Source organism: Bradyrhizobium sp. 160 (assembly GCF_023073735.1).
GTDB lineage: Bacteria > Pseudomonadota > Alphaproteobacteria > Rhizobiales > Xanthobacteraceae > Bradyrhizobium.
Genome location: NZ_JADPKD010000067.1, coordinates 202,120 through 226,584 on the forward strand (window position 1 = coordinate 202,120; position 24,465 = coordinate 226,584).

The 24,465-nt window shown below is 62.3% G+C and carries 30 protein-coding genes; 15 read left to right on the top strand and 15 right to left on the bottom strand.

Features of this window, described 5'->3' with window-relative positions; translation table 11 throughout:
* Positions 1–75: 75 nt before the first annotated feature.
* Positions 76–1,242, bottom strand: a complete 1,167-nt coding sequence (locus tag IVA98_RS28465) for a cytochrome P450 (RefSeq protein WP_247355974.1) — start codon at positions 1,240–1,242, stop codon at positions 76–78.
* A gap of 345 nt (positions 1,243–1,587) precedes the next feature.
* Here IVA98_RS28465 and IVA98_RS28470 point away from each other — a divergent pair, with 345 nt between their 5' ends.
* A complete protein-coding gene (locus IVA98_RS28470; protein ID WP_247307616.1) occupies positions 1,588–1,779 on the top strand; it encodes a hypothetical protein in 192 nt (63 codons plus the stop codon).
* 828 nt (positions 1,780–2,607) lie between these two features.
* Here IVA98_RS28470 and IVA98_RS28475 read toward each other — a convergent pair.
* The 7 genes from IVA98_RS28475 to IVA98_RS28505 form a co-directional block, all read right to left on the bottom strand.
* Positions 2,608–2,922: a hypothetical protein gene (locus tag IVA98_RS28475; RefSeq protein WP_247355975.1), complete on the bottom strand. Its 315-nt coding sequence runs from the start codon at positions 2,920–2,922 to the stop codon at positions 2,608–2,610.
* A gap of 120 nt (positions 2,923–3,042) precedes the next feature.
* Positions 3,043–3,402: a hypothetical protein gene (locus IVA98_RS28480; protein WP_247355977.1), complete on the bottom strand. Its 360-nt coding sequence runs from the start codon at positions 3,400–3,402 to the stop codon at positions 3,043–3,045.
* Positions 3,403–3,561: 159 nt separating this feature from the next.
* Positions 3,562–4,335 carry a hypothetical protein gene (locus IVA98_RS28485; protein ID WP_247355979.1) on the bottom strand — a complete coding sequence of 258 codons (774 nt, stop codon included), beginning with the start codon at positions 4,333–4,335 and terminating at the stop codon, positions 3,562–3,564.
* Between the two features lie 243 nt (positions 4,336–4,578).
* Positions 4,579–5,352: a hypothetical protein gene (locus tag IVA98_RS28490; RefSeq protein WP_247298860.1), complete on the bottom strand. Its 774-nt coding sequence runs from the start codon at positions 5,350–5,352 to the stop codon at positions 4,579–4,581.
* 453 nt (positions 5,353–5,805) lie between these two features.
* The gene (locus tag IVA98_RS28495) at positions 5,806–6,174 is read right to left on the bottom strand and encodes a hypothetical protein (protein ID WP_247298862.1); all 369 of its coding nucleotides are present in this window, start codon (positions 6,172–6,174) and stop codon (positions 5,806–5,808) included.
* A 174-nt stretch (positions 6,175–6,348) separates the two neighbouring features.
* A complete protein-coding gene (locus IVA98_RS28500) occupies positions 6,349–7,125 on the bottom strand; it encodes a helix-turn-helix transcriptional regulator (protein ID WP_247298900.1) in 777 nt (258 codons plus the stop codon).
* A gap of 186 nt (positions 7,126–7,311) precedes the next feature.
* On the bottom strand, positions 7,312–7,665 hold the full coding sequence (locus IVA98_RS28505; protein ID WP_247298864.1) for a DUF2200 domain-containing protein: 354 nt from the start codon (positions 7,663–7,665) through the stop codon (positions 7,312–7,314).
* 392 nt (positions 7,666–8,057) lie between these two features.
* Between IVA98_RS28505 and IVA98_RS28510 the strand changes: the two genes are divergently transcribed.
* From IVA98_RS28510 to IVA98_RS28525, 4 genes are all read left to right on the top strand, one after another.
* The gene (locus IVA98_RS28510) at positions 8,058–9,329 is read left to right on the top strand and encodes an SDR family oxidoreductase (RefSeq protein ID WP_247298866.1); all 1,272 of its coding nucleotides are present in this window, start codon (positions 8,058–8,060) and stop codon (positions 9,327–9,329) included.
* On the top strand, positions 9,329–9,808 hold the full coding sequence (locus IVA98_RS28515; RefSeq protein WP_247298868.1) for a DUF2269 family protein: 480 nt from the start codon (positions 9,329–9,331) through the stop codon (positions 9,806–9,808). The genes IVA98_RS28510 and IVA98_RS28515 overlap by 1 nt, the downstream gene beginning before the upstream one ends.
* 146 nt (positions 9,809–9,954) lie before the next feature.
* On the top strand, positions 9,955–10,410 hold the full coding sequence (locus IVA98_RS28520; RefSeq protein ID WP_247298870.1) for a YidB family protein: 456 nt from the start codon (positions 9,955–9,957) through the stop codon (positions 10,408–10,410).
* 44 nt (positions 10,411–10,454) lie between these two features.
* Positions 10,455–10,718 (top strand): GlsB/YeaQ/YmgE family stress response membrane protein, encoded by a 264-nt coding sequence (locus IVA98_RS28525; RefSeq protein ID WP_247298872.1) that lies wholly within the window; start codon positions 10,455–10,457, stop codon positions 10,716–10,718.
* 131 nt (positions 10,719–10,849) lie between these two features.
* On the opposite strand, the gene IVA98_RS28530 is transcribed toward IVA98_RS28525, so the two are convergent.
* From IVA98_RS28530 to IVA98_RS28540, 3 genes are all read right to left on the bottom strand, one after another.
* Entirely contained in the window at positions 10,850–11,098 is a 249-nt protein-coding gene (locus IVA98_RS28530) for a hypothetical protein (RefSeq protein WP_247298873.1), read from the bottom strand.
* 21 nt (positions 11,099–11,119) lie between these two features.
* Complete coding sequence (locus IVA98_RS28535; protein ID WP_346657746.1) at positions 11,120–11,614, bottom strand: septal ring lytic transglycosylase RlpA family protein; 495 nt, start codon at positions 11,612–11,614, stop codon at positions 11,120–11,122.
* Between the two features lie 215 nt (positions 11,615–11,829).
* Positions 11,830–13,035 (bottom strand): LLM class flavin-dependent oxidoreductase, encoded by a 1,206-nt coding sequence (locus IVA98_RS28540; protein WP_247298878.1) that lies wholly within the window; start codon positions 13,033–13,035, stop codon positions 11,830–11,832.
* Between the two features lie 171 nt (positions 13,036–13,206).
* On the opposite strand from IVA98_RS28540, the gene IVA98_RS28545 reads away from it, so the two are divergent.
* The 5 genes from IVA98_RS28545 to IVA98_RS28565 all read left to right on the top strand — a co-directional run bounded on the left by IVA98_RS28545 (position 13,207) and on the right by IVA98_RS28565 (position 16,502).
* A complete protein-coding gene (locus IVA98_RS28545; RefSeq protein ID WP_247280126.1) occupies positions 13,207–14,322 on the top strand; it encodes an ATP-dependent DNA helicase in 1,116 nt (371 codons plus the stop codon).
* Positions 14,323–14,571: 249 nt separating this feature from the next.
* Positions 14,572–15,282 carry a peptide-methionine (S)-S-oxide reductase MsrA gene (gene msrA / locus IVA98_RS28550; RefSeq protein ID WP_247298880.1) on the top strand — a complete coding sequence of 237 codons (711 nt, stop codon included), beginning with the start codon at positions 14,572–14,574 and terminating at the stop codon, positions 15,280–15,282.
* Positions 15,283–15,312: 30 nt separating this feature from the next.
* Positions 15,313–15,732: a peptide-methionine (R)-S-oxide reductase MsrB gene (gene msrB / locus IVA98_RS28555; protein WP_247298881.1), complete on the top strand. Its 420-nt coding sequence runs from the start codon at positions 15,313–15,315 to the stop codon at positions 15,730–15,732.
* Positions 15,733–15,838: 106 nt separating this feature from the next.
* On the top strand, positions 15,839–16,003 hold the full coding sequence (locus IVA98_RS28560) for a DUF3309 family protein (protein WP_247298884.1): 165 nt from the start codon (positions 15,839–15,841) through the stop codon (positions 16,001–16,003).
* A gap of 214 nt (positions 16,004–16,217) precedes the next feature.
* Positions 16,218–16,502 carry a hypothetical protein gene (locus IVA98_RS28565; protein WP_247280129.1) on the top strand — a complete coding sequence of 95 codons (285 nt, stop codon included), beginning with the start codon at positions 16,218–16,220 and terminating at the stop codon, positions 16,500–16,502.
* Between the two features lie 114 nt (positions 16,503–16,616).
* Here the strand turns inward: IVA98_RS28565 and IVA98_RS28570 are convergent, their stop codons facing one another.
* Together IVA98_RS28570 and IVA98_RS28575 are read right to left on the bottom strand one after the other, a co-directional pair.
* Positions 16,617–17,159: a DUF4112 domain-containing protein gene (locus tag IVA98_RS28570; RefSeq protein ID WP_247298886.1), complete on the bottom strand. Its 543-nt coding sequence runs from the start codon at positions 17,157–17,159 to the stop codon at positions 16,617–16,619.
* 61 nt (positions 17,160–17,220) lie between these two features.
* Positions 17,221–17,646: a DUF5413 family protein gene (locus tag IVA98_RS28575; protein WP_247298888.1), complete on the bottom strand. Its 426-nt coding sequence runs from the start codon at positions 17,644–17,646 to the stop codon at positions 17,221–17,223.
* A 145-nt stretch (positions 17,647–17,791) separates the two neighbouring features.
* On the opposite strand from IVA98_RS28575, the gene IVA98_RS28580 reads away from it, so the two are divergent.
* From IVA98_RS28580 to IVA98_RS28590, 3 genes are all read left to right on the top strand, one after another.
* Positions 17,792–18,034: a hypothetical protein gene (locus IVA98_RS28580; RefSeq protein ID WP_247280132.1), complete on the top strand. Its 243-nt coding sequence runs from the start codon at positions 17,792–17,794 to the stop codon at positions 18,032–18,034.
* A gap of 31 nt (positions 18,035–18,065) precedes the next feature.
* Positions 18,066–18,293, top strand: a complete 228-nt coding sequence (locus tag IVA98_RS28585; RefSeq protein WP_247298890.1) for a hypothetical protein — start codon at positions 18,066–18,068, stop codon at positions 18,291–18,293.
* Between the two features lie 254 nt (positions 18,294–18,547).
* Entirely contained in the window at positions 18,548–18,814 is a 267-nt protein-coding gene (locus tag IVA98_RS28590; RefSeq protein WP_247333716.1) for a hypothetical protein, read from the top strand.
* 181 nt (positions 18,815–18,995) lie between these two features.
* On the opposite strand, the gene IVA98_RS28595 is transcribed toward IVA98_RS28590, so the two are convergent.
* Positions 18,996–20,612: a hypothetical protein gene (locus IVA98_RS28595; protein ID WP_247298894.1), complete on the bottom strand. Its 1,617-nt coding sequence runs from the start codon at positions 20,610–20,612 to the stop codon at positions 18,996–18,998.
* 37 nt (positions 20,613–20,649) lie between these two features.
* Positions 20,650–21,942, bottom strand: coding sequence for an adenylosuccinate synthase (locus IVA98_RS28600; protein ID WP_247298896.1), 1,293 nt, complete (start codon positions 21,940–21,942; stop codon positions 20,650–20,652).
* A gap of 423 nt (positions 21,943–22,365) precedes the next feature.
* Here IVA98_RS28600 and IVA98_RS28605 point away from each other — a divergent pair, with 423 nt between their 5' ends.
* Positions 22,366–23,298, top strand: a complete 933-nt coding sequence (locus IVA98_RS28605; protein ID WP_247355981.1) for a DMT family transporter — start codon at positions 22,366–22,368, stop codon at positions 23,296–23,298.
* A 178-nt stretch (positions 23,299–23,476) separates the two neighbouring features.
* Entirely contained in the window at positions 23,477–24,412 is a 936-nt protein-coding gene (locus IVA98_RS28610) for a DMT family transporter (RefSeq protein ID WP_247301633.1), read from the top strand.
* The last annotated feature ends 53 nt before the right edge of the window (positions 24,413–24,465 follow it).

Genomic DNA, 24,465 nt, shown 5'->3' on the forward strand with positions numbered 1-24,465 from the left:
TCGTTTGACTCGTCGGGCAAAACAGGAGCAAGATGGCATCATGGCGGCGCTTCGGGATGGAGGGGCCCGGCCGACCTAATGAGGCCAATTGACCGGCAAATTCTGCAGGCCGCGGAACGCCCAGCCGACGATCCGCACCTCCTCGTCATCGGCGATCTCGAGCTGCCCCGCGCGCGCGAACACGGTCGGCAGCGCGACGTCGGCGATCATGGCGCGCGAGGCCCAGGCGCCGGCGCAGAAATGCGGACCGGCGCCGAAGGCGACGCTCTTGGACGTGTCTCGTCGCACGTCGAACTGGTCGGCGCGCTCAAAATGCTTCTCGTCGCGATTGGCCGAGCCGAACATCAGGAACACGCGCTCATCGAGCTCGAATGACACGTCGCGGATGCTCCACGGCTTTGCAATACGCCGCGGCGACATGCCGATCGGCGAGATCCAGCGGGCATATTCCTCGAACGCCTGGAGCCAGGACACTTCGCCCTTGCGCACGAGATTGAGCTGCTCGGGATGGGTCAGCAGCGCCCATACTGTGCCGGCGATGGCCTTGCGCGGCTCGTTCTGGCCGCCGGAGATCGCGAGTTTCACATTGGCGCGCACGCTCTCCATCGACATGCCGGAGGCGAGGAGCACGCCGAGAATGCTCTGGTCTGGATGCTTGCGCATCACCGGCAGGATGTCGTCGATCGCGGCGTCGATGCCCGACGTCGCGGCGTGGCAGCGCGCCTCGATCGCGGGATCGCCGGCATAATTGGCGATGCTCTCGATCATGCCCTGCGACCACGCATCCATCTCCTGAAAGCCGATATTGGTGAGGCCGGTGATCGACTTCAGGCACTCGCCGGAGAAGGGCAGCGCGAAATCGCGCATGAAGTCGATCCGCCCCGGTTCGATGCGATCGATGATGCGGTCGGCATGCGCCTGGAACTGCGCGGTCCAATGCGCCTTCACCGTCTTCGGCGACACCGTCGGAAACATGGCGCGGCGCTCGACCTGGTGCGCCTCGCCGTCCTTTCGCATCATGTTATGGCCCATCAGTCGGTTCATCAGACCTGCGGGCTGGTGCGAGGAGAACACGTCGATCTGCTTCTCGGAAATCGAGATGTCGTCGCGGCTCGTCAGCAGCGTCGAGCCGAGCTGCGGCACGAAGGCAATCGGCGCCTCCTTGCGCATTGTCGCGAGCATCGGATAGGGATCGGCCCAGAATGCGGCCGGGTCGATGTCGATGCGCGGCGCGGTGCTCAAGCTTCGCTCCCTTGTGTGCCAACCAACGAACAAGCCTAGCGCCTTCAGAAGCCGCCGTCTGTCCCCAGCGATTGGGACAGGCGGCCTCAGGACGTGTCTTCAAGAGTCGAGTACGCGCGTGCGACGGCGAAGCCCGCATTGTCCACAACATCGGACATTGACGCTGCATAAGCGAATGTTCGTTGAGGGCCAGAAGCGGACTAGTTTAATGCTCTGCATTTCGAGGTTGCAGCGCCAGCGGACCTTCAGGCCGATATGATCTAACCGCAAAGGAAGACAGACTCGACTTCGCCACGCGCTTTCCAATAGGCTCCTGCTTTCCAATCATAACTAGCGGGGAGCGAAATGGCTGAAAGAATCGATGTCGCGGTTACCGGCAAATCGCAGTTTGAAGTCGCCTACGACATGGCGAGATACATACTAATCAATATGGAAGGTCGTCAGGTGAAGAGCATAAAGCGGCAAGAGCTCTTGCATTTGGTAGCTGACTGCATCGAGACCTTGCGCGGCATCAAGGTCAGGGAGATTATCAGCTAAAGGCTTGCACTCCTGCAGCGACCGTCCACCCGCATTTCGCAAATTTCGTGGGCGGGCCTTGGAGAGCGCTTTCGGTCGAAACAGCTATGGGCCACAAGCTGACCGGCGACGGGCCCCCAAACGCTTATGCTCAATCAGGATTTCGAGTAGTCGTTCGCAAGCAACGAACGTGCTTCCCGTCGAGTTCGCAGCGACGATACCAATGAGCATGAAATTCTGGACTGGAGGAAGCCGCCCAAGCGCAGCGGCGAAGCAAGCAAATGCGATTCCTGACCCAGCCGCAGCGATCAAAGAAGCCCTTATCACAATCGGCACGATCCGCGCCAAGCCTGCATCGGCCATAAGAGACAGCCAAGAAACAAGAAAACTAAAGACATACGCCAAAAAGGCGCCCTCGGCAGGATCACTAGCCGCGGCCGACGCGCCATCGCTAACGATTGCCCAAAGTAGGGACCAAGCGCACCGAAAATTCGGCCGAAAATGAGATAGACCCAACCTCTCTTCATTTCCAAACCTGCTGCATCAACTAGCTCGAAGTCTAGCCTTTCATTGGTTGCATCAGAATTCTAATGCTATCGTGAGTTGGTATTCGTTTATCGAGCATAAGATTTGCCGCGCGGCTGCTGACCGTGAGTCCGCGAAGTCTGCAATGGGGTCATAAGCCGGCTTGCCGGTACTGTCCGCCCCCCGTTTCGCTTGCGACCGGAGAGCCGGCGTCCACGCGCTCAAGGCGAAAGACAGCTAAGGGCCAATAACTGTCCTCGCTCCTTCAGTTAGGCTCGTCAGCTTCGGGCAAAAAGCAAGAGATGGGCCGTCGATGGAAAAGCTCTAGCTTCCGTACGTTGGCCACGCATACATGAGCCAAATGCCTGGTAGCGGCAGAGTGACCATGAAGGATCGATAGAACAACTGCGTTGGAGTTGCCTGGTCATGGCCGAAAAGCGCACGGAAGAACACGAGAAACAGCAGGATCGCATAGACCGCTAGGTTCAGTAACAGATCCTGCTTTGGAGAGAGAGGGTAATTCATCAGATGCTGGGCACCGAGCGCGAGTGCAGCCAGTCCGATCAGCTGAAAGATTGCGGTGAAAACGCCGAGGACTAGGCCAGCAAGCAGGCCGCCCAGCGTGGAAACTACATGCACGGCCCCGTTTCCCTTCTTTTGCCTTCTCAGCTAGTCTAAAATCACTGAAGTTTCAGTGCATTGCTACTTCATTTCGCTCTCGAATGACCCTGTCCGCTGAGGGGACGCCGCTGAAACATGTTATCGAGGAAACAGTCGCACTATGACGAGGGCACACGCTGCGACCCAACGTCCGTTCAGGGCCAGAACCAGCCGTTTAATAGCGAGGACCGCCGTTGATAGCGTCTCGGCGCTCTGACGTGATCGAGAGTCATCGGCGAAGCTCAGGCGTTGGCCGCCGAATGACTTGCTTTGCGCGACGGCCAATCGATCTGGCATGTCGGAAGACCCATACGCGGTGAGCAGGATCACAACCATTGTGGTCGCGAAGTAACCAGCCTCAAAAAAGACGATACAAGCGATCCACGCGACGAAGAACACGACCTGCCAGAGCAAGGCGAACCCGAGATAAGTTTTGCCGGTTGGGATGCCTTTGCTCATACTGACCACTTATGCATCCTTGCAATCCGCGGCCCCCCCCAAGTTGATCCTTCCGGCTTGCGACGAGCCCATGGTAAAGATTGCGTTGCGCATCGAAACGCGGAACTTCCGCTTCGGGTCAAACTGCGAAGAACTCAGGTTGAGCAAATCATGCCCGCTCTAATGTAATGACCGGAATTTGGTCCGCCGATGCTCAATTTCGCAGATTGGGCCAAAAGCGGGCATTAGGCGCTGCCGCCCTCTACCGATGAGGCCATGTCTACTTCTGTCGCTAAATTGTCTAACGGCATTCATTTGAGCGCTTCTTTTCCAAATGTTGCCGGCAGCATCGCGATTTTGCGGTGGCCGTGCGTAGGTGTCCCAAACTGCCAATTCAGCCCGTCGGATGGCTTCGCTTTCCTGAAGGCAGACTGAACCAAGAGAGTCCTTGAAGGCGTCGACTGAGATGCCAGCAGCCCTCGCATCGCGTGCGGCCTTCGAAAGACATTCCGAATAATCTTCCTTGGCTGCCTTGAACGCGATGTCCTCTACTGTTGGACTAATCCTGCCTTTCAGCCGGTCTATCAATCTGTACCGGTAGGGGACTTTGCCGGAGAATTCGTTGAAGATTGGGATGAGCAGCAATCGTCCGGCGGCGACAGCGAGTTCGTCGCGCTTGGTACCTTCAATACCTGGCGTAGATACTCGTTCAAGGATAGCCTTTTGCAACCTCTCAAATTCGCCCTGGCACGATTTCGCAAGCAAGTTCTTGAATTCGGTTTCCGAAATTCCCTGCGCCTTGGCGCGGTCTACCAAAGCGGACAGGCAGACGACAAGATCGACCCGCTCAGACGATAGAGTCGCAGCCCACCTCTCGATCTCTTTGGCATCTTGTCCGAGGGCGGCACAACCGCCCCACAGTGAGAACAGCAAGCCACAAAGTGACGTGCGCATCGTCCGCCCTTCCACTGACCGATGGAATTTAGCACCCTTTTCGCGAAGCTAGCACGCCGACAACAGCCATAGGTTAATGATTGACTACATCGTTCAATGGGTCAAAGGCTGCCTTGGCCCGCTCGGATCGCCTTTCGGGTCACCTTTAGTAAGCGGACCTCGCGGCGCTCTCAGCTGAGGTCGGCACAGGGCCACCAGCGGAAGTATTCTAGCCGCTCCATTGCGCGCCCCGGCCTCTGTCGGTCATTGGGGCAGTCTCCGAAAATCGGCAAAACGAAGATGTTGGACGGGCAAGAGCTTTTGGAGCGTTCGAAGGTAGGTTTGCGAAAATAGAGTCGGCGAGACCCTACTGGACTTCAGCCAAGGCAATCGAACTTCGATCCCGTGGGTTATGGGATCATCGGTTATTTCCACAGTTGCGCGTTTGAGATAGACGCCGGGCCCGAAACTGGCGGCAAGATCGGCCGGATCCACGAGAGCTACGGTCGTCGGGTCCTCCCGATTTCCGAACCGGACCAAGGCCGGCACATCTTCGAGCTTCAAGGTGGCCTTTGGCTTACGCCGGCTGATCTCATCGAGATAGGCGACGTATTGTTCATCAGCTGACGCCGTCGAAGGATACTCTCCGCGAAAAGCCTCCTGCGGGAACGGCGTCAAGGCCGCGTTGTACGCGTCTCCACCCGAACGAGAGAGGATTAACCGTCTCTCGAACGTGGAAAACAGCAGGCCGCGCGGTCCAAGGTCGACGACGACAGCCTCACCTACTAATCGTTTCATCAGACCCCAACCCTGGGCCCTGGTCAGGCCGCCGGGGAAGCTGATTTTAATCTGGCTGACGCTCGATCCTGAGCGCTCCCCCTCAGGAGTTTCGACTGATATTGTAAGCCGAGAACGAAGGACGCGGGGCGGGGTCGTGCTGCCATCAAGGACAAACCAGCCGAGCGCCCCAATCACCGCTGCGAGGAGCAAGAAGAGCTTGAAGAACTTCGAAAGTGCTTCCTTCGCTCGCGGGGTCATCGATCAATTAGACCTAACGTGTCATTGGTCGCCCGGCCGCAACTAGGTTGTAATGGCGACTTCTGTCAACTAGCAGCAGATAAGGTACTCAATTTTGAATTAAGGGCGTGTCGGCTTCCGCAACGGGTCAAAAGCGCAGGTCACACGAATGGCTTGTCATTTCCGGTTTTCCCTGATGAGCGGACCCTTGAACGTTGCGTCCGGAATTCGCATCGGGCGAGCACCAGATCTCAGCCGATCACTTCGTCCAGCGTGGCCGAATGATCACACCAAGTGCTTTGGCCGTCTTGAGACTGATACCGAGAGCGAGTCAGTCCTCTATTCCACAGGTACGTCCGCGCACGTTGGCTTCGCAGGGAACCTCGCAAACTGTCAACCGTCGATTGATTCCACCCGGACCATAGGCAATCAGCGAGCGTTCTCTGCTCCCTGCGGGCCACCTCCGACATTGGCTCAGCGCGCCCAATTGCGCTGTGCGGTCCAGTAGCCTGAACAGCGCGCGTTTCCGGAATGGCCGCTCCACGTCCCGCGGCCAACATTGCTCGAGAGTCTACCTGAGCCGGAGGCGAATTTGTCCTGAACTGTCACCGAGGCCCGAACCGCGCCGGAACGCGCCACGTAGCCTCTGAACCTAACTAAATTCGGATGTGTAACTATTCCGTCGCTGATGTTGACGGTGAAATTATAGGTCGCATCGCAAGGTCCTCTTTGCGTCACGAAAATGAGGTCCCAGGATCCGTCGAATGCAGAGCGGGCTTGCGCGACGGAGTGGAAGGCGACCAGGCAGCCCACGATCGCCACACAGGTGAAAAGCTGCTTCATTGTTTGCTCCAAGCTGTCTCCCACACATGGCGAGCGGAGCTGGCAAGTTCAATGCGGCTCGCCGGGGGCCGGAGGAGTCTTGTCGGATGCAGGTCGCGAGGCGACGGTCCCGGAGGCGGGACCGCGTATTCGCTTTACCTCGCAAGCAGATATCGCGGACCCCAAGTCCGCGCCTTAGTTCAGGCTGCACGTTAGCAGGCGCAGCACGATCGCGAACAGCTCGCCTTGCGAGGAGATGCCGAGCCGCTCATAGGCGCGCTTGCGATAGGTCAGGGTCGAATGCAGGCTGATGCCGAGGTCTTTCGAGATCGCCTCGGAGCTGAAGCCGGCGAGGATGCGTCGGCAGACTTCCTGCTCGCGCAGCGTGAGGGCGGCGAGTGGCGCGCAGCTCGCGAACAACCCGGCGAGCGTCCGGTCTGGCGTTGCGGTCTGCTGAAAATGGCGGGCGACGCTCGCGGCGATCGCCGGCGCGATCGCCTCAAGGCGCTCTCGCTGCACGGCGCTGAAGCGGCCTTGCGCGGCGATGCGGTAGAAGTTGACGTAGAAGCAGGTGTCGCCAGTCCAGATCGCAGTCGCGCATTTGTCGACGATGCCGGAATCCTGGAAGAAGATTTTCCGGTAGCGCGCGCCATACATGCGCGGCGCGAACGCAGGCAGCATGATCGGCGCGCCGCCCTCGCCTTCGAACAGCGCATCGCGGTTGGGATCGGATTCGTGGAACTGTCCGGCATAGGCCGCGCCGAGATCGCCGCCGATCGGGATGTTGCCGGCATCGAGCAGGCAGCGCGCAGCGCCGGCACGGGTTAGCGCAAACACCATGCAATGGCCGACATCGGCCTGCCGCCGCAGCGTATCGATCAGGACATTTGGGAAATCTGGGCGTCCGATCGCGAGCACCGCCGACGTGGTATCGCCAGCCGCTGGATATGCGGGCACCGCCTGAGACCGCATCATGATCCTCCGCAAGCCGTTGTTTTGCGAGAGGATAGCAGCAATGGGATTTCACCGGAAGTTGGAGAGCGGAACACGGCCGGTAGTGCACCAGCAGTTGCTGCCTCATCCTCGCGATCAGATCGAGCGGTGTCCGCCCCGTTGGGTCGATGGGTTTCGCAAAGAGCGCAATCAGTCGCTCGACAATCACTCCTTTCGCAAAATCTTGTCCATCGTTTTTCCCCGGGCCAGCTCATCGACCAGCTTATCGAGATACCGGATCTCTCGCATCGTTGCTTCTTTGATGTCCTCCACCCGGACGCCGCAAACCACCCCTTTGATCAGGGATCGGGCAGGATTGATCTTAGGGGCCTTTGCAAAGAAGGTCTCGAAGTCCGTCTGTTTTTCCAGTTCAGTTTCCAGCTCTTGCTGACCATAGCCCGTCAGCCAGGAGATGATCTGATCGACCTCGGCTTTGCTGCGTCCTTTCTTCTCTGCTTTCGCAACGTAAAGTGGGTAAACGCTTGCGAAGCTCGCTGTGTAGATCCGATGTTTTGCCATGGCGATTCCAGGAGTTCGCTTGTTTGCAGGAGCTGAAGACTCGAGACGATCAGGTGCTCGGCGGCGCCCAGGTCCTGCGGAGGCTTGGGTCAAGAAACGCAATTCCGACGATGAATACCTTTTTGTTTCAGCTCGAGAACCGGCATCTTCCCGCTTCTCCGTACAGGTCCTGCGCCGCCGCGTTCGGTAGTCTAGCGTCGGCGCGGCGACCCTCCCATCGGTATCGATGGCGACGCAACATCTGCAGCAAGGGCGGTCGCGACAATTGTCTGCATCAAAATCACCTGTTCCGCCGCGAGGAACCATTACATCAGCCCTGCTTTATTCGTCTGCGCCTTCAGAATTGATCAGCGGTTTGCGTTCCCCGGGGCGACCAATTGAGGGACCAGTCGATGCGCATCCTTCTCGTTGGGGGGACGGGGCTTATTGGATCGGCAATCCACGCCAGGCTCTCCGCCGACGGGCATGAATGCGTATTGGTGTCGCGTCATCCGGCGGCACCCGATACGCACCACATCACCCTCGATGTTGTCCGGGCCACCGACGCTTCGAAGTGGAAGGGCATTCTTACAGGCGTCGATGCCGTCATCAATGCGGCGGGTGCCCTGCAGGGGCAGGACATGCAAGGCGTTCATGTCGCCGGCAGCGCGGCGCTTTATGCGGCGTGTGAAAGCGCCGGCGTCCGCCGTGTCATCCTGTTCTCGGCGATCGGCAGCAATCGCGATGCCCGGACCGATTTTTCGCGCAGCAAACGCGACGGCGAAGCCGCCTTGATGGCGCGGGACCTCGATTGGGTCGTGCTGCGGCCTTCAGTCGTTGTAGGCCGGCCCGCCTATGGTGGCAGCGCATTGTTGCGAGGGCTGGCCTCCCTGCCGGTCCTCCCGATCATGCCCGAGACGGCAGCTATTCAACCTGTGCATCTCGACGACGTCGTCGACACGGTCCTGTTCTTCCTGCAACCCGGCGCGCCTTCTCGCCTCGCACTCGATCTGGCCGGTCCGCGGCGGATTGCCTTCAGCGAGGCGGTCGCGCTGTTTCGCTCTTGGCTGCGCTGGAGGCCCGCTTACCGCCTGCACCTGCCTTCCTGGGCGGCTTCGGCAGCTTACCGCGCCGGGGACGTTGCCCAGATGCTGGGCTGGGCAACGCCCGTCAATTCGACGGCACAGGCCGAGATGCGCCGCGGCGCGACCGGCGATCCAGAGCCCTGGCGTCAGGCCACGGGCATCGTGCCGCGCGACCTTGCAGCCGCGCTCGCAAGCGAGCCCGCCTCGGTGCAGGAGCGTTGGTTCGCGCGGCTGTATGCGCTGAAGCCGCTGATATTCGGCGTCTTTGGCCTGTTCTGGATCGTCACCGGCATCATCTCCCTGGGACCGGGCTGGGAGATCGGAATGTCGTACGTCCGGGAAGGCGGATTGGGAGAAAGCTTCGCTGCGCTCACCGTCGTAGCGGGAGCCCTCGCCGACATCGTCATCGGTCTCGCCATTCTGTGGCGGCCGGCCAGCCTTTACGGGCTGCGGGCAGCACTGATCATCTCGCTGACCTATGTCGTGATCGGTACGGCGCTGGTGCCGCGGCTGTGGGCCGATCCGCTCGGACCGATGCTGAAGATCTGGCCGGTGCTGATGCTCAATCTGGTCGCCATGGCGATCCGAGAGGATCGCTGATGCTCTATTTTCTGGTCAAGATGGTGCACATTATCGGTGCTGCGGTCCTGCTCGGCACGGGCGCTGGCATCGCTTTCTTCATGCTGGTGGCGCATCTGCGCGGCGACCCGCGCGAGATCGCGGGGGTGGCGCGGACGGTCGTGCTGGCCGATTTCCTGTTCACGGCGAGCGCCGTGGTCCTGCAGCCGATCACCGGCACATGGCTCGCTTGGTCGAGCGGGTATTCTCTTCGCGAGGGGTGGATTGCGGCGTCCATCGCACTCTATGTGGTGACCGGCGCTTTCTGGCTGCCGGTGGTATGGATGCAGATGCGAATGCGCGATCTCGCCGTCCGTGCGGTCGAGACCGACGCCAAGCTGCCTGCCGAGTATGACCGTCTCTTCCGGTGGTGGTTCGCCTTTGGATTTCCGGCGTTCGCAGCCGTGCTGGCTATCTTTTGGCTGATGATCGCCCGCCCGGCTATCCCATATTGGGATTGAACTGACGCGGCGCCAGCTTGATTGGCCGCTCATCACGCCCGCTTCCGTTTCGCCTGCACCGGGTGCGGCGAGCTGAGAATGCACGCCTAGGAACAGAACCGGACTGGCCGAGTTCGAGCTGTCTAACCTTGTCGCGGAGTTACAAGATGAGCCGCGGAATGCCGTCCATGACCGCACTTCTCGGATTGCTGGCCATCGCCGGGTATCAGAACCGAGACAAGCTGGCGGAGTTGCTCAGAGGATCGGGATCTGGATCGCTCGAGCCCGCCAACGCCCGACAGCCGCTGGGTGGCCTGCTCGGCAATCTCACGGGCATGCTGAGCGGGGAGGGTGTCGGAGGATTATTGCAGGGAGGAATTGGCGAGCTGCTGGAGAAATTCAACCAAAACGGCCACGGGGACGCGGCTCGGTCTTGGGTCAGTTCAGGGCCCAACAAGGACATCTCGCCCTCGCAGCTGCGGGAAGCAATCGGCCCCGACGTGCTGGACAAGCTGGAGCGGGAAACCGGGCTGTCTCACGAGGAGATCCTCGCAAGGTTGTCGCGCGAGCTTCCCCAGGCAATCGACAAGTACACGCCTGAGGGGCGTTTACCCACCTCATAGCTTTTGCACTGCCGTCGTCGTTGTTTATTCAGGAGGAGTGGAGAATGAGCATTATTTGGACCATCATTATCGGCTTTATCGCGGGGGTGATCGCAAAGTTCATCATGCCAGGTGACAACGAACCCTCCGGGTTCATCCTTACGACCATCCTCGGGATCGTTGGCGCCTTCGTGGCCACCTACCTCGGGCAAGCCCTTGGCTGGTACCGTCCTGGAGAGGGTGCCGGACTCATCGGTGCTGTGGTCGGCGCCATCATCGTGCTCTTTGTGTATGGCCTCTTCGCCGGACGACAACGGCGCACGATTTGAAGAGCAGAAGGCCGGGCTTCTCTCCGCAGCGACCTGCGTGCGAAGTAGCCTACATGATCAACTTCGAGAAAAGGGCGCGCGCCGTTGACGGCCAGCGCGCCCGCCGCCTTTCTGGTCTCATCAAAGAGACTTCACCTCGTTACGGGCAGCTGCCGCGGCATCCATGCCGGCTTGCTTAACCCGGTCCGCAACTTCGGTGCTGGTGTCGCTGATTTCTGCGACACCATGACCGAGGCTTCACGCGCGGCTTGCGAGACCGCACCGGCGCGCCGATTCAGGTCGGCCTTCACATCGTCGCTGACGTCGCCGATATACTTGTTCTCGATCTCGGAGGCGCGAAACGCGCCTGCAACCGCCGCACCGATCGCCGGGACGTGCACTGCCTTTTCCGCGTAGGATTTTCAGCCCACCGGTCCGAGTGTCCAATTGTCCCCTGAAAGCGGACTAACCTTTACGTCCTTAATGACTCCGAGCTCCAGGCTTGGATCGAAATGGCGCATCGTCCGCTCGTTGAAGTCAATGATGCGGCCGGGCCTGAGTGGTCCGACGTCATTTATCTTGACGATGACCTTCTTGCCGACGGCCTCAACGAGGGCAAACTTTGGCCTCACGCCAAATGGGACCCCGCCAAATTTCCGACGCAAACTCGTCTTGATGGCAGCCGTCCAGGCAGAGGGATCATAACGCTCGCCGGAGGCTGTGCTCGGACCGCCCTCCTCCTTGCCGGGCTTGAAAGGATTGTACATGGAGGCAGCGCCGACGAGCGCATTCCCAGAGGTAGCATCGACGATAGCGCTTGAGTGAACTCCCCGTGTTTCACTTCGAGCAACGGTAACAGAAACGGCAAGCGCGACCAGGGCGCCGCAAAGTGCGGCGCTCGAGCGGAACAGCATCATAACTCCTATGATTTTTTCGATCGCCGGTTCCCGGCACCGCAAACAGAGCAAGCGAACGCGGCAGCGTTCATGAAGCTTGCGCCGATGTTTTGCGGATTCGTGCCAACCCCTTGGCTATGGAACCGTCGTGGGAACCAGAGCGGTTCCCACGCAGTGTTTTACGTTGTCACGGACTAAGCCAGAGATTGCGTCAGCAGCATGACTTCACGAACAGCCTAGCCCGCGGCGGCCTTCACCGGGGCGACGTTGATCGCGAGCTTGCCGTAGCGGTCGGTGAAGGCCTGCGTGTCGATCTCTTCCAGCTTGATCTCGCCGCTCATGACGCCCTGTTTCCAGACCGCCTGCGCCGGATCGTTCTGGAATTCCGGCATCACCTCGCGGCCGAACAGCTCGAGCGATTCGCAGATGTGCTCGTGGCTGTTCTTGCCGGCCTGATTGAGCAGGATGACCTGGTCGATATGCGAAGATTGGAATCGCTTCAGCTTCCTGCGGATCGTCTCGGGCGAGCCGATCAGGCCGCCACGCAACGCCGCCTCCTGGGCTTGCGGATTGTCGCGCTTCCACTTGTTGTACTCGTCCCACATGTTGACGGTGCCGGGCGCGGGCCGCTGGCGGTTCTGCGCGGCGCCGTAGAAGCGCAGCGCGAATTGGAAGAAGGTGGCGCCGTCGGCGCGGGCACGCGCCTCCTCGTCGGTCTTGGCGCACATGAAGAACGAGACCAGTGCCATGTTCGGGTTGATCTCGTAATCGGCAAGCTTGGTGAGCCGCTTGGTCATCGCATTGTAGTAGGCGTGCACCCAGGCGTGGGCGGCATCGGCGCTGACGAACTGGAAGCCGAGCGCGCCGAAGCCGTGGCGGCCGGCGCGCTCGATGGTTGGCAGTTGCGAGCATGCCATCCACAGCGGCGGATGCGGCTTCTGCACCGGCTTCGGGACGACGTTGCGCAAGGGGATGTCGAAGTACTTGCCGTGATGCTCGCTGCCGCCGTCTTTGAACATCGGGAAGATCGCGGCTACGGCCTCGTCGAACACCTCCTTCTTACTTTCCATGTCGCGCCCGAACGGCTCGAGCTCGGTGATCGACGCGCTCTCGCCCATGCCGAATTCGCAGCGGCCGTTGCTGAGCAGGTCGAGCACCGCGACGCGTTCGGCGACGCGTGCCGGGTGATTTGTCGTGAGCTGAAGGATGCCATGGCCGAGCCTGATCTTCTGCGTGCGTTGGCTTGCGGCAGCCAGGAAGGATTCCGGCGAGGGCGAGTGCGAATATTCCTCAAGGAAGTGATGCTCGACCACCCAGGCATGGTCGTAGCCGAGCCTGTCGGCGAGCTCCATCTGCGAGAGCGCGTTCTGGTAGAGCCTGAGCTCGTCGCCGGCCACCCAGGGCCGCGGCAATTGCAGCTCGTAGAAGATGCCGAACTTCATGGCGTCGCGCTCCCGCATTGTTCTTGTTGGGCTCATCTTAGTGCGTGAGGCAACGCTGTCTACGGAGCAGCAATTCCGCCGTGCGGGAGAATGACTTGATTGCAGCGAACGAACGGTTAGTTTGCGAGTGGCGACTCATTTAAGTGTGGCGCCCGCTCTTCCTGGAAAGCCATGCCGACATTCACCCCGCATCAAGACGCCGCGCTCAAAGCCGTTGGCGATTGGCTGAAAGCAAAACCCGGCCGCGGCGGCACGCCGCCGGTGTTCCGCCTGTTCGGCTTTGCCGGCACCGGCAAGACCACGCTGGCGCGGCACATCGCCGAGGGCGTCGATGGCGAGGTGAAGTTCGCCGCTTTCACCGGCAAGGCGGCGCTGGTGATGCGCAACAAGGGTTGCGACGATGCCTCCACCATCCACTCCCTGATCTATCGCGCCCGCGAATCCGGCGAGGAGCAGCCGAGCTTCGAGCTGTGGGACGACGCGCCGGCCTCAAAAGCCAAGCTGATCGTGATCGACGAATGCTCGATGGTCGACGCCGAATTGGGGCGCGACCTGATGTCGTTCGATTGCCCGCTGCTGGTGCTGGGCGATCCCGCGCAGCTTCCTCCGATCCAGGGCGGCGGCTTCTTCACCAATTCGGAGCCCGACGCGATGCTGACCGAGGTACATCGCCAGGCCCAGGACGATCCGATCGTGCGGATGTCGATGGACGTGCGCGAAGGCCGCGAGCTCGACATCGGCCGTTACGGCGAGAGCGAGGTGGTGTCGCGCAAGGAGCTCGATCCCGACCGGGTCATGGGCGCCGACCAGGTGCTGGTCGGCCGCAACAACACGCGACGCGCCTACAACATGCGGGTGCGCCAGCGCCAGAACATCGAGGACGCCTTTCCGGTCGCCGGCGATAAGCTGGTGTGCTTGCGCAACAACCGCAAGAAGGGCCTGTTCAACGGCGGCCTGTGGCGCGTGAAGTCGCGCAACACCTCGCGCTCGAAATCGCGCATCCTCAGCATGCGGCTGTCGCCGGACGAGGATTTCGGCCACAAGGTGACGAAGGTCTCGGTGCGCGCCGACTGCTTCGAGGGCGGCGTCGAGCAGATCGCCTGGGAGCAGCGCAAGCCCTATGATGAGTTCGACTACGGCTACGTGCTCACGGTGCACAAGTCGCAAGGCTCGCAATGGGACGACGTCGTGCTGTTCGACGAGAGCTTTGCGTTCCAGGATTCCAGGGCACGGTGGCTATATACCGGGATCACGCGCGCGGCGAAGCGGCTTTCTATTGTCGTTTAAGGTTCGGGGCCGAAGAGTCGTGACACTGGCATTCCGAGGCGATGCGCAGCTCGAACTATGGCGTCCACTTGCGGAGCTGAGAATCTCGAGCCGCCCCGGAATGACGAGTTGCTCCCTTCACGGACTCGTGTCTGACGTTAAGTAACAATGGCCCGGCCGGCCCGTATCTCGGGTAACAAACTGCCGCCAAGCGGGCTGTTCGCTTGACGCCGATCGCCCTACACTAACGCCTTCGAACGAGGATGCGCCATGAGCCGAATTCCTTTCTGTGCCCTGTCCCTGTTTGCTGCGACCGCCGCGTTGGCGTTTTCGTTCACCGCGCCGTCGTTGGCCGCGGAGGATGCGGTCGTGATCCCCGCCCCCGCCATGGATGCAGCGCCCGCGAGCGAAATCCAGACCGCCGTCGTCGCCGGCGGCTGCTTCTGGGGCGTTCAGGGCGTCTTCCAGCACACCGCTGGCGTCGTCAACGCCGTCTCCGGCTATGCCGGCGGCACCAAGGCGACTGCCGACTACCAGACCGTCTCGAGCGGCCGCACCGGTCACGCCGAGTCCGTCGAGATCAAGTACGACCCGAAGAAGATTACGTACGGAAAGATTCTCCAGATCTACTTCTCGGTGGTGCACGATCCGACCCAGCTCAACCGGCAGGGCCCTGACGTGGGCCCGCAATATCGCTCGGCGATCTTCACCACCTCCGACGAGCAGAAGAAGGTGGCCGAGGCCTATATCGCCCAGCTCAACGCGGCCCGGGTCTTCAACAAGCCGATCGTGACCAAGGTCGGCGCGCTGGAGGCGTTCTATCCGGCGGAGGCCTATCACCAGGACTATCTGACGCTGCACCCGAACCAGCCCTACATCGCCTATAACGACATCCCCAAGGTCGAGAACCTGAAAAAACTGTTCGCGGATAATTACATTGAAAAGCCGACGCTGGTGAATGCCGGCAAGGCCACCAACTGATCACGACATGACGAGAGAAACGGGAGACCCATGCCCGATCCCAGGACGAAAACAACGGACGACAAGCTCATCAAGAGCGAAGAGCAGTGGCGGCGCGAGCTGACGCCGATGCAGTACGCGGTGCTGCGCGAGAAGGCGACCGAGCGTCCCTTCTCCGGCGAATATGAGCACGATGAGCGCGCCGGCACCTATGTCTGCGCCGGCTGCGGCAACGTGCTGTTCTCCTCCGATGCCAAGTTCGATTCCGGCTGCGGCTGGCCGAGCTTCACCCAGCCCGCCGTCGAGAGCCATATAGACGAGGAGCGCGACACCAGCCACGGCATGATCCGCACCGAGGTGCTGTGCGCCAAGTGCAGCGGCCATCTCGGCCATGTCTTCCCCGACGGCCCTGGGCCGACCGGCCTGCGTTACTGCATCAACTCCGCCGCGCTGAAGCTCGAGCCGAAATAAACTCGGGGCATCACCGGGTTCCGTTGCGGAACCCGGCGGCGCAATGTGCTTTTCTCTCGTGGCGGTGCGGCCAGTCATCCATTTGGCGCCCGCCAGGGAGAATGCCATGTCACTCGGGACCATCCTGATCATCCTGGTGATCATCTACCTGCTGGGCGGGCTGTCCGGCCGGATCGGCGGTTATGGCTATGGCCTCGGCCATTCCGGCATGGGGATCGGCGGCGTCGTGCTCGTGGTGCTGGTCGTGCTGATGCTTCTTGGCAAACTGTAAATCATGCAACGCTTTGAAATTGCACGGTTTATCGCCCGCGCGGGGCTGCCATGCGCGGATTCATCATCTCGCATCGCGGGGGTCGCATTTTTGTCAAATCGGCCTATATTAGTGGACGAAAATGCCATGTGCGGCGGGCCCGCTCGATTGCGGCCTCTGCCCTCCCCAACCCCACGCGCTTAAAGCCCCAGAGAAGATCACGAGGTCTTTGACCATGCGTCCACTGCGTCCGTTCAACTTCAACACCTCCGCCGAACTCTTCCCCGCCGCGATCCGCAAGAAGAAGCGGGCGGGCTTCACCTATCGCCGGTTCGGCACCGCGGCCGAAGCCGTGCAGTTCGCGATGGAGCAGTTGCCGACGGATTCACTGAACGGCGCCTATCTCCAGGTCGAAGAAGCGCGCTTCGACCAGAACGGCATCCGCTCGCTCTATGAGAGTGAGGCCTTCCCGTTGCCTCGCCGCCGCAAGCCGGCGGAGACCGACGCCGACGCAGCGTAAGCTTTCGCAAAGCCCTGTGATGTGCGCTGAAAGCGCGATGGCCGAAGGGCCGTCGCGCTTTTTGCGTTTCTCCCCGCCGCGCGTGCGGGGACAGGCGAAGAGTGCACGCGACGCTTAAATCCGCGGCTGCTTCTCCAGCCAGCGGCGGAGCAGGCGCACGTTACGCATGTTGGCGCGGAACATGACGTCGAAGGCGTCGCCCGCGAACGGGACCAAGCCGACCACGCCGTCAACCGCGACATTGCCGAGCATGCGCGCCGTGATGTACCAGGGCGCGCCCAACGCCCTCGCCTCACGCACCAGCCACAACGAGATCGCGGTGGTGATGATGTCGCCGACGACCGGGATCAGCCCGATCAGCCCGTCGATGCCGTAGCGGATATTGGTGCCGGGCAGGATGAAGGCAACGTCGAGCAGCTTTGCGATCGCCTCGAGCCGCGCGATCCGCTGCTCGCGCGTCAGATTGCCGAACGGATTGCCTTGCCCGAATTCGAAGCGAAACTCGCGGAATCCCTGCTCCAGCGTCTCAGGGCGGATCTCGTGACCCTCCTGGTCGATGATCGGGCCGCGCGCTTTCTTACCCGCAAAGGGCGCATGCGAGCCGCTTCCCGAACGGGATCGGCGCGGAGCAAGGATGTCGTCGTCGGACATGGACATGGCCTCCAATGAACGCGCCGCGGCGGCGGAGGTTGCTGGGCCGCGCCCGAAGGTCGCGCACTCAGGTCGGCGCGGTCATTGCCTGCGGCTCCTCGACATATCTATGCACGAGCCAGGATGAAATCACTGCCGGCACGAACCCGACGAGGCCGTACAGGATGAACTGCACCGCGCCCGAATCCGGCCCGCGCGAGCTGTAGGTCATCGAGGCCAGCACGAAGGCGAACAGGCCGACCAGCAGCATCCGCAGGACCGGGCCGATCCGTCTGATGTGGATCAGGATGTCGTCGACCGCGCCGATCATCAGCGAGGGCAGGAAGCCGAACAGATAGCTGTATTGCAGGGTCTTGAAGAACACTGCGAATAGCTTGCCGACCTCGCTGAGGCTGGTCTGGGTCCAATAGCCGGACTGATAGGTCGCCGTCAGCAGCAGCAGGAACCCGCCGACAAACGGACCGACCAGCGCAAACACCAGATAGCGTTTCATCGAGCACCCTCTTAACTTCGACAGCCTTATATCAGCGCCGGCGGGAACCTTGAATAGGGAGGCGCAGCCTCCGCCTGGAGGGAACAAGTGGCAAAGCGACGAGTTCATGCAGGACCTGAATTGTCCCTGTCAGATTGGAGCCCCGATGCCCCGTAGACTTGTTCTGGCGACATTCGCGCTGGCAGCCCTGACCGGTCTGTCGAATGCACCTGCTCTCGCCCAAGGCCACATGGGCACGCCGCAGGAGCAGAAGGCCTGCTCGCGGGATGCATCGCGCCTGTGCCGCAAGGACCTCGGCAATGACGGTGCGGTTCAGAGTTGTCTGCAAGCCAACCGGGCCAAGCTGTCGAAGTCTTGCAGCAAGGTGTTTCAGAGTCACGGGATGTGAGGACCGGAACCCGCGAACGGAGTGTGAAGCCATGCTGCGCGATGAACAACTCTCGATCCTGCGGGACATCAGCCAGTCCGTTGCCTTCGCCGACGATCGCCACGGCAAGATCGGCGAACTGATCGCCGATGGTTATGTGATGAAGGACGGCGATCTGTTCGAACTCACGGCCAAGGGCGTCACCGCAGTCGAAGAACACGCCGCATCACTCGGCACGAGCGATGCGGCAAGCGAGCCATCGCCCGATCGGTTGATCTGACCGCGCGCGCCGGCTTTGCGTGACTCGCGCGCAACAATTGCAAATTCCTTCACGCAGACCATTGCAGCTCCGTGACAATGGCGCATACTTCGCTCGGGCGGCGCAGCACTTTCGATTCGAACATCAAGTAATCGAGCGACCACATGCGGGACCAAAGTTCCCGACGTGAAGGCTGTGACATGCGGCAGATCAAGCCGCGTGCGGCGCCCCAAAATCAAGTGGCTCAAGCCCACGAACTCGGGGACCGATTCCGCATGACACGCTATCAGACGATCGCAACTCTCTTCGCCGTCGCCGCCACCGCCATCGCATTCCAGACATCACCTGGTCTCGCCTTCTCATCCGAAGCGCAGCAGATGTGCTCGGGCGATGCGATGCGGCTGTGCTCCAGTGAAATTCCCGACATCCCCAGGATCAGGGCCTGCATGGTGCGGAACAAGGCACATGTCAGTCCCGGCTGCCGCGCCGTGATGGACCGCGAGCACGCCGCATCGCGCAAGCGGGAAGCCGCCGCGCAGTAAGGCCGTTCAATTCGGTTGCACCGCTGACCGCGAGAGAGCTTGCTTCACCTCTCCCGTAGGGAGAGGCCGGAGCGCATCGCAGATGCGATCCGGGTGAGTGGTTGCAGTCTCACAAGATGGCGCGGCCCCTCACCCGGATTGCTGCAATCCGAGATCTCCCCGCTGGGGAGAGGTGAAGAGCTCAATCGCCCCACTGCGCGAACGCGTCGTTGAAGACGCGCTCGCCGGGGGCGCCCTTCTCGATCGCGATGATGGCGCGGCGCTGATTGGCGTAGACCAGCGGCACGTCGAACCAGGAGCGCTCCTTCAGGAGCTGGACGTTGCGGGCACGGTCGGCGTCGACATTGGAGAGGCCGACCAGGAAGAAGCCATCAGTGACCTTGACGGCGAGGCCGGCGAGCGGCGTACCGCGCGCCTGCTCGTTCGACTTCATCAGGATGCCCGGCACGTTGGAGACGCTGCCGCCCGGAAAGTCCTGCGGAAGGATGAAGGTCAATTCCGCGGTATGGCTCGCCGGCAGCGAGGAATCGGTGTTGCGGCGGAACGACATCGTCATCTTGAACTTGCGGTCGGGGATCTCGATGTCGGCGCGCACGGCGATGTCGGCCTTCTGGTTGCCGGACGCCTTGATCGGCTCCATCCGCCACACCACCGAGCCGACATATTGCTTGCCCTTCGGATCGGACGGATCCTCGTCATAGAGCACGACCTTCTGCGCCACCGGCGCGACCGGCTGGTCGCTCGCCGAAGGCTGGCCGACCCGATCCGGGATCTTCGGCTTGCTCTGCGGTTGGGCCGGATTCGGCGCCTCCACCACCTGGGTCGCGGACGGCTTGAGAAAGCCGTTGACGATCTGGACCAGCTGCTTGCCCCAGAGGATGCCGGCGCCGACCAGGATCAGCACGATGCCGACGGCGATCGCGCTCTTGAACGGGAAGGCGGAGCCGGTGCGGACGCGCTTCTTGGCGTCGCGCTCGGCTGCAACGCGCGCACGCTGCGACGGCGGCTGCGGCGTGTAGCGCTCGGCCTCCTCGACCGACTCGTCGTAGGAATAGGGCGGCTCGGACTCGCCGGTGCGGTCTTCCAGGCTCGGCTCCAGCCGGTCGAACTCCGGTGAGGGCGAGGGCACGTTGGCGTAGGTGCGGCGCGCGGCGCGGCTCGCCTGCGCGGCGGCGCCGCCGAGATCGTTGGCATCGGCCGTGATGTCGCGGAAGCCGCGCACGCCCGGTGCGGGTGGTAGCGCGGGCGGCGGGCCCATGTCCGGCGGGCGGCGCGCACCTGCGCGATCGCGTCCGGCCGGTGGAGGCGTCTGCGGCTCCGGCGTCGGCGGCGGAGCGGACGGGCCGGGCTGGCGCGGGGCGTCAAAACGCGGCGCACGCGGCGGCCGCGGCGCGTCGCCCTGATCGTCAGCACCAAAGGATGGGCGGTCGGCGCGCGCCGGCGTCGGGGCCGGACGCGTGCGCGGCGGGGCCGGCTGAGATGCGGGAGCGTTGCCCTCGGCCGCGCGGGCGCTGGCCCGGCGGAAGGCATCGCCGCTGCCGCCCGGGCGAGTGCCTCCACCGGGGCGCGAGGCCTCGCGGGCGCGCTGGGCGGCCTCCGATTCGACCTTGCGGACGGCCTCTTCCAGCGACAGCCGTTCGCGGGTGATCTCGGATTCGGAGAGCGGCGGCTGCACGCTGCGGAGCTGCGCGATCAGCGCCGTGCGCGCCCGCTCATAGAGCGCGCGACGGCTCTCGCCGGGAGCGTTGGGGTCCAGGGCGGCAATAGCGCGGGCGATCAGCGGATAGTAATCAGCCATTTCAACTCAACTATACGCGCGTCCTGGTAAGATATCGTTAAGCTTCAAACGGATTTTGCACCAGGATAGTATCTTCGCGTTCGGGGCTGGTGGAAAGCAGCGCGACCGGGCACCCCACCAATTCCTCGATCCGGCGGACATATTTGATGGCCTGGGCCGGCAGGTCGGCCCAGGACCGTGCGCTGGCGGTCGGCTCCTTCCAGCCCTCGATCGTCTCGTAGATCGGCTCGACCCGGCTTTGCGCGCCCTCACCGGCGGGGAAATGGTCGATCTCCTTGCCGTCGAGCTTGTAGCCGGTGCAGACCTCGATCGTGTCGAAGCCGTCGAGGATGTCGAGCTTGGTCAGCGCCAGGCCGTTGATGCCGCAGGTCCGGACCGCCTGGCGGACCAGCACGGCGTCGAACCAACCGCAACGGCGGGGCCGACCGGTGTTGGTGCCGAACTCGCGGCCGCGCTCGCCGATCTTGCGGCCGGTCTCGTTGTCCTGCTCGGTCGGGAACGGGCCCTGGCCGACGCGGGTCGTATAGGCCTTGCACAGGCCAAGCACGTAACCGACCGCGCCCGGCCCGAGGCCGGCGCCGGTCGCCGCCTGCGCCGCCACCGTGTTGGACGAGGTGACGTAAGGGTACGTGCCGTGATCGACGTCGAGCAGCGCGCCTTGCGCGCCCTCGAACAGCATGCGCTTGCCTTCGCGCCGCTTGATGTCGAGCAGCCGCCAGACCGTCTCGGCATAGGGCAGCAGCTGCGGCGCCATCGCCATCAGTTCTTTCAGGATCACCGCGCTGTCGAATTCCGGCAGGTTGAGGCCGCGCCGCAGCGCGTTATGATGCGCCAGCAGGCGATCGATCTTGTGCGGCAGCGTCTGATGATCAGCAAGATCCATCAGGCGGATGGCGCGGCGGCCGACCTTGTCCTCATAGGCAGGTCCAATGCCGCGGCGCGTGGTGCCGATCGCGGTCGCTGCGCTGGCGGATTCGCGGTGCTCATCGAGCTCGCGGTGCAGCGGCAGGATCAGCGTGACGTTTTCCGCGACGCGTAGATTGTCAGGGCTGACATCGACCCCCTGCGCCCTGAGCTTGGCGACCTCGTCGAGGAAGGCGGCGGGATCGAACACCACGCCGTTACCGATCACGGACAGCTTGCCCTCGCGCAGTACGCCGGAGGGCAACAGCGCGAGCTTGTAGGTTTTGCCGTTGATCACGAGCGTGTGGCCGGCGTTATGGCCGCCCTGGAAGCGGACGACGATGTCCGCCTGCTCCGACAACCAGTCGACGATCTTGCCCTTCCCTTCGTCGCCCCACTGGGCGCCGACGACGACAACATTGGCCATTCGCGGGTAATCCCTGTTCAATCTGTCTCTAGGAGGCATGATCCTCGCGGAAAACCGGTGCCCACTCTTCCGGGATCATGCCTGCGCCCAGCCCAATCGGCGGCCGGAGCCGCCCGCACGCAAGGCAGCCAACCGGATAAAGGAAGCAGCCCCTCTAGGCAAGCAAGAACGGGGCTTTTTCGGGGCTCGGAAGGCCATCCAAGCCTTTGATATCCCCCGAAAATCCAGAGACCTTCCAGAGCCGAGCCAAAGCCTCGACCAAAGCGCTAGACGCGATCTCGGCCGCTGCATGGTCGCGATGCATCCGTCCCCCATTGATGCAACCCCGATTTCCGTGTCTTTGAACGGCGCCGGGCTATGAACCGGCCCGGATCTCGCCGGGCCGGAAGCCTCGGCGCATGACGCGGGGCCATAGCAATCACAATGTCTGCCACGGGCCAGAGCACAGGCGCCGAAACCGCCGGCCAAACCTGGATTGCCAACCAGCCTTATCTGTTGCTCAGCATCACCGCGCTGTGCTGGGCCGGCAACGCCATCGTCGGTCGACTCGCCGCCGGTCACATCCCGCCCGTGACGCTGTCATTCCTGCGCTGGTTCTTCGCCTTCCTGCTGGTGCTGCCGTTCGCCTGGAAACATCTTGCGCAGGACTGGCCCGCGATCCGCGGCCGGCTCGGCCTGATGATCACGCTCTCGATCACCGGCATCGGCGCCTTCAACACGCTGCAATATTGGGCGCTGGAGCATACCCAGGCGCTGAACACGCTGCTGCTCCAGTCTGCCGCCCCGCTGATCGTGGCGCTGTGGTCGCTGGCCATTCTGGGGATCAGGCTCACCGCGGCGCAGGCATTCGGCGTGCTGCTGTCGATGTGCGGCGTGCTCACGATCCTGCTGCATGGCGACTTCACCACGCTGTCGAACATCGAGTTCAACAAGGGCGACCTCATCTTCATCGTCGCGCTGGTCATTTTCGCGCTCTATTCGGTACTGACCCTGAAGCGTCCGCCGATGCACGGCCTGTCGTTCCTCGCCTTCACCTTCGGCTGCGGCGCCGCCTGCCTCATTCCGCTGGAGATCTGGGAATTGTTCGCGCGCCCCGTGATGAAGCTCGACGGGCCGAACCTGCTGACTCTATTCTACGTCGCAGTGTTCCCCTCGGCGCTCGCCTATCTCTGCTTCAATCGCGGCGTCCGCCTGATCGGCGCCAATCGCGCCGCGCCGTTCTTCCATGTCGTGCCGGTGTTCGGCTCGATCATGGCGATCGTGTTCCTGGGCGAGCACCCGCAGGTCTTCCATTTCCTCGGCTTCGCGCTGGTGCTGGCGGGCGTGTTCGTGGCGTCACGCAAGCAGGCGAGTTAGCACCGCATCCAAGCGGACTGCTGCCATCACCTCTCCTCTTGCGGGAGAGCGGAAGAGCACATTGCGTCCAACATATTAACCGCCAATGACGCCTCCTCGGGTCATGCCTGCATTGTAGCATTGCGGCCGCGTGACTTGTGTCATGGCGGCAATCCGGCGCAAGCTCGTATCGACGCCAATGACGATCGCTTCGCCCGCGCCACCGGCCTCCAATACGGCCAGTTGGCTCAACAACCAGCCTTATCTGCTGCTGAGCCTGAGCTCGTTGTTCTGGGCCGGCAACATCGTGCTCGCGCGTCATGTCGGCGCGCATGTGCCGCCGCTGACCGTGACCACGATCCGCTGGTTCGGCGTGTTCCTCATCCTGTTGCCGTTCGCTTGGCCGCATCTGAAGCGCGACTGGCCTGCCTTGCGCAACAGCCTGCCCCTGATGCTGTTCCTGTCGCTGGTGGGATTTGCCTTCAACAACGCGATCTCGTACTGGGCAATGCAATACACGGAGGCGCTGAACGCGTTGCTGATCCAGTCGGCAGGTCCGCTGTTCGTGGCGCTGTGGTCGCTGGTGCTGTTCGGGGTGCGGCTGACCGGTGCGCAGTTCGCCGGCATTGCGATCTCGCTTCTCGGCGTGCTGATCATCATCCTGCGCGGTGATCTCGCCGCACTCGCGAGCATCAGCTTCAACAGAGGCGACATCATGTTCGCCTCCTCGCTGGTGGCGTTCGGTCTCTATTCGGCCTTCATCCCGCGCCGGCCAAAAATTCACCAGCTCTCCTTCCTGTCCTTCACCACCTGCTGCGGCGCGACGATGCTGCTGCCGACCGCGATCTGGGAGGCCCTAAGCGGCCGCGTGCTGCAGTTCGACGGCACGACGCTGGCAACCCTCGGCTACATCCTGATCTTCCCCTCGACGCTGGCCTATCTCTTCTTCAACCGCGGCGTCGCGCTGATCGGCCCGAACCGCGCCGCGCCGTTCTTCCATCTGGTGCCGGTGTTCGGCTCGGCGATGGCGATCCTGCTGCTCGGCGAAAAGCTGCAGCCGTTCCACCTGATCGGCTACGCGCTGGTGCTCGCCGGGGTCGTGATCGCCTCGCGCCAGGGTTCGGCGGCGAAGTAATTCCGCGGCGCGGAGACACGGCGGCAAACTCACCGCTTCCGATTTCAATGAGG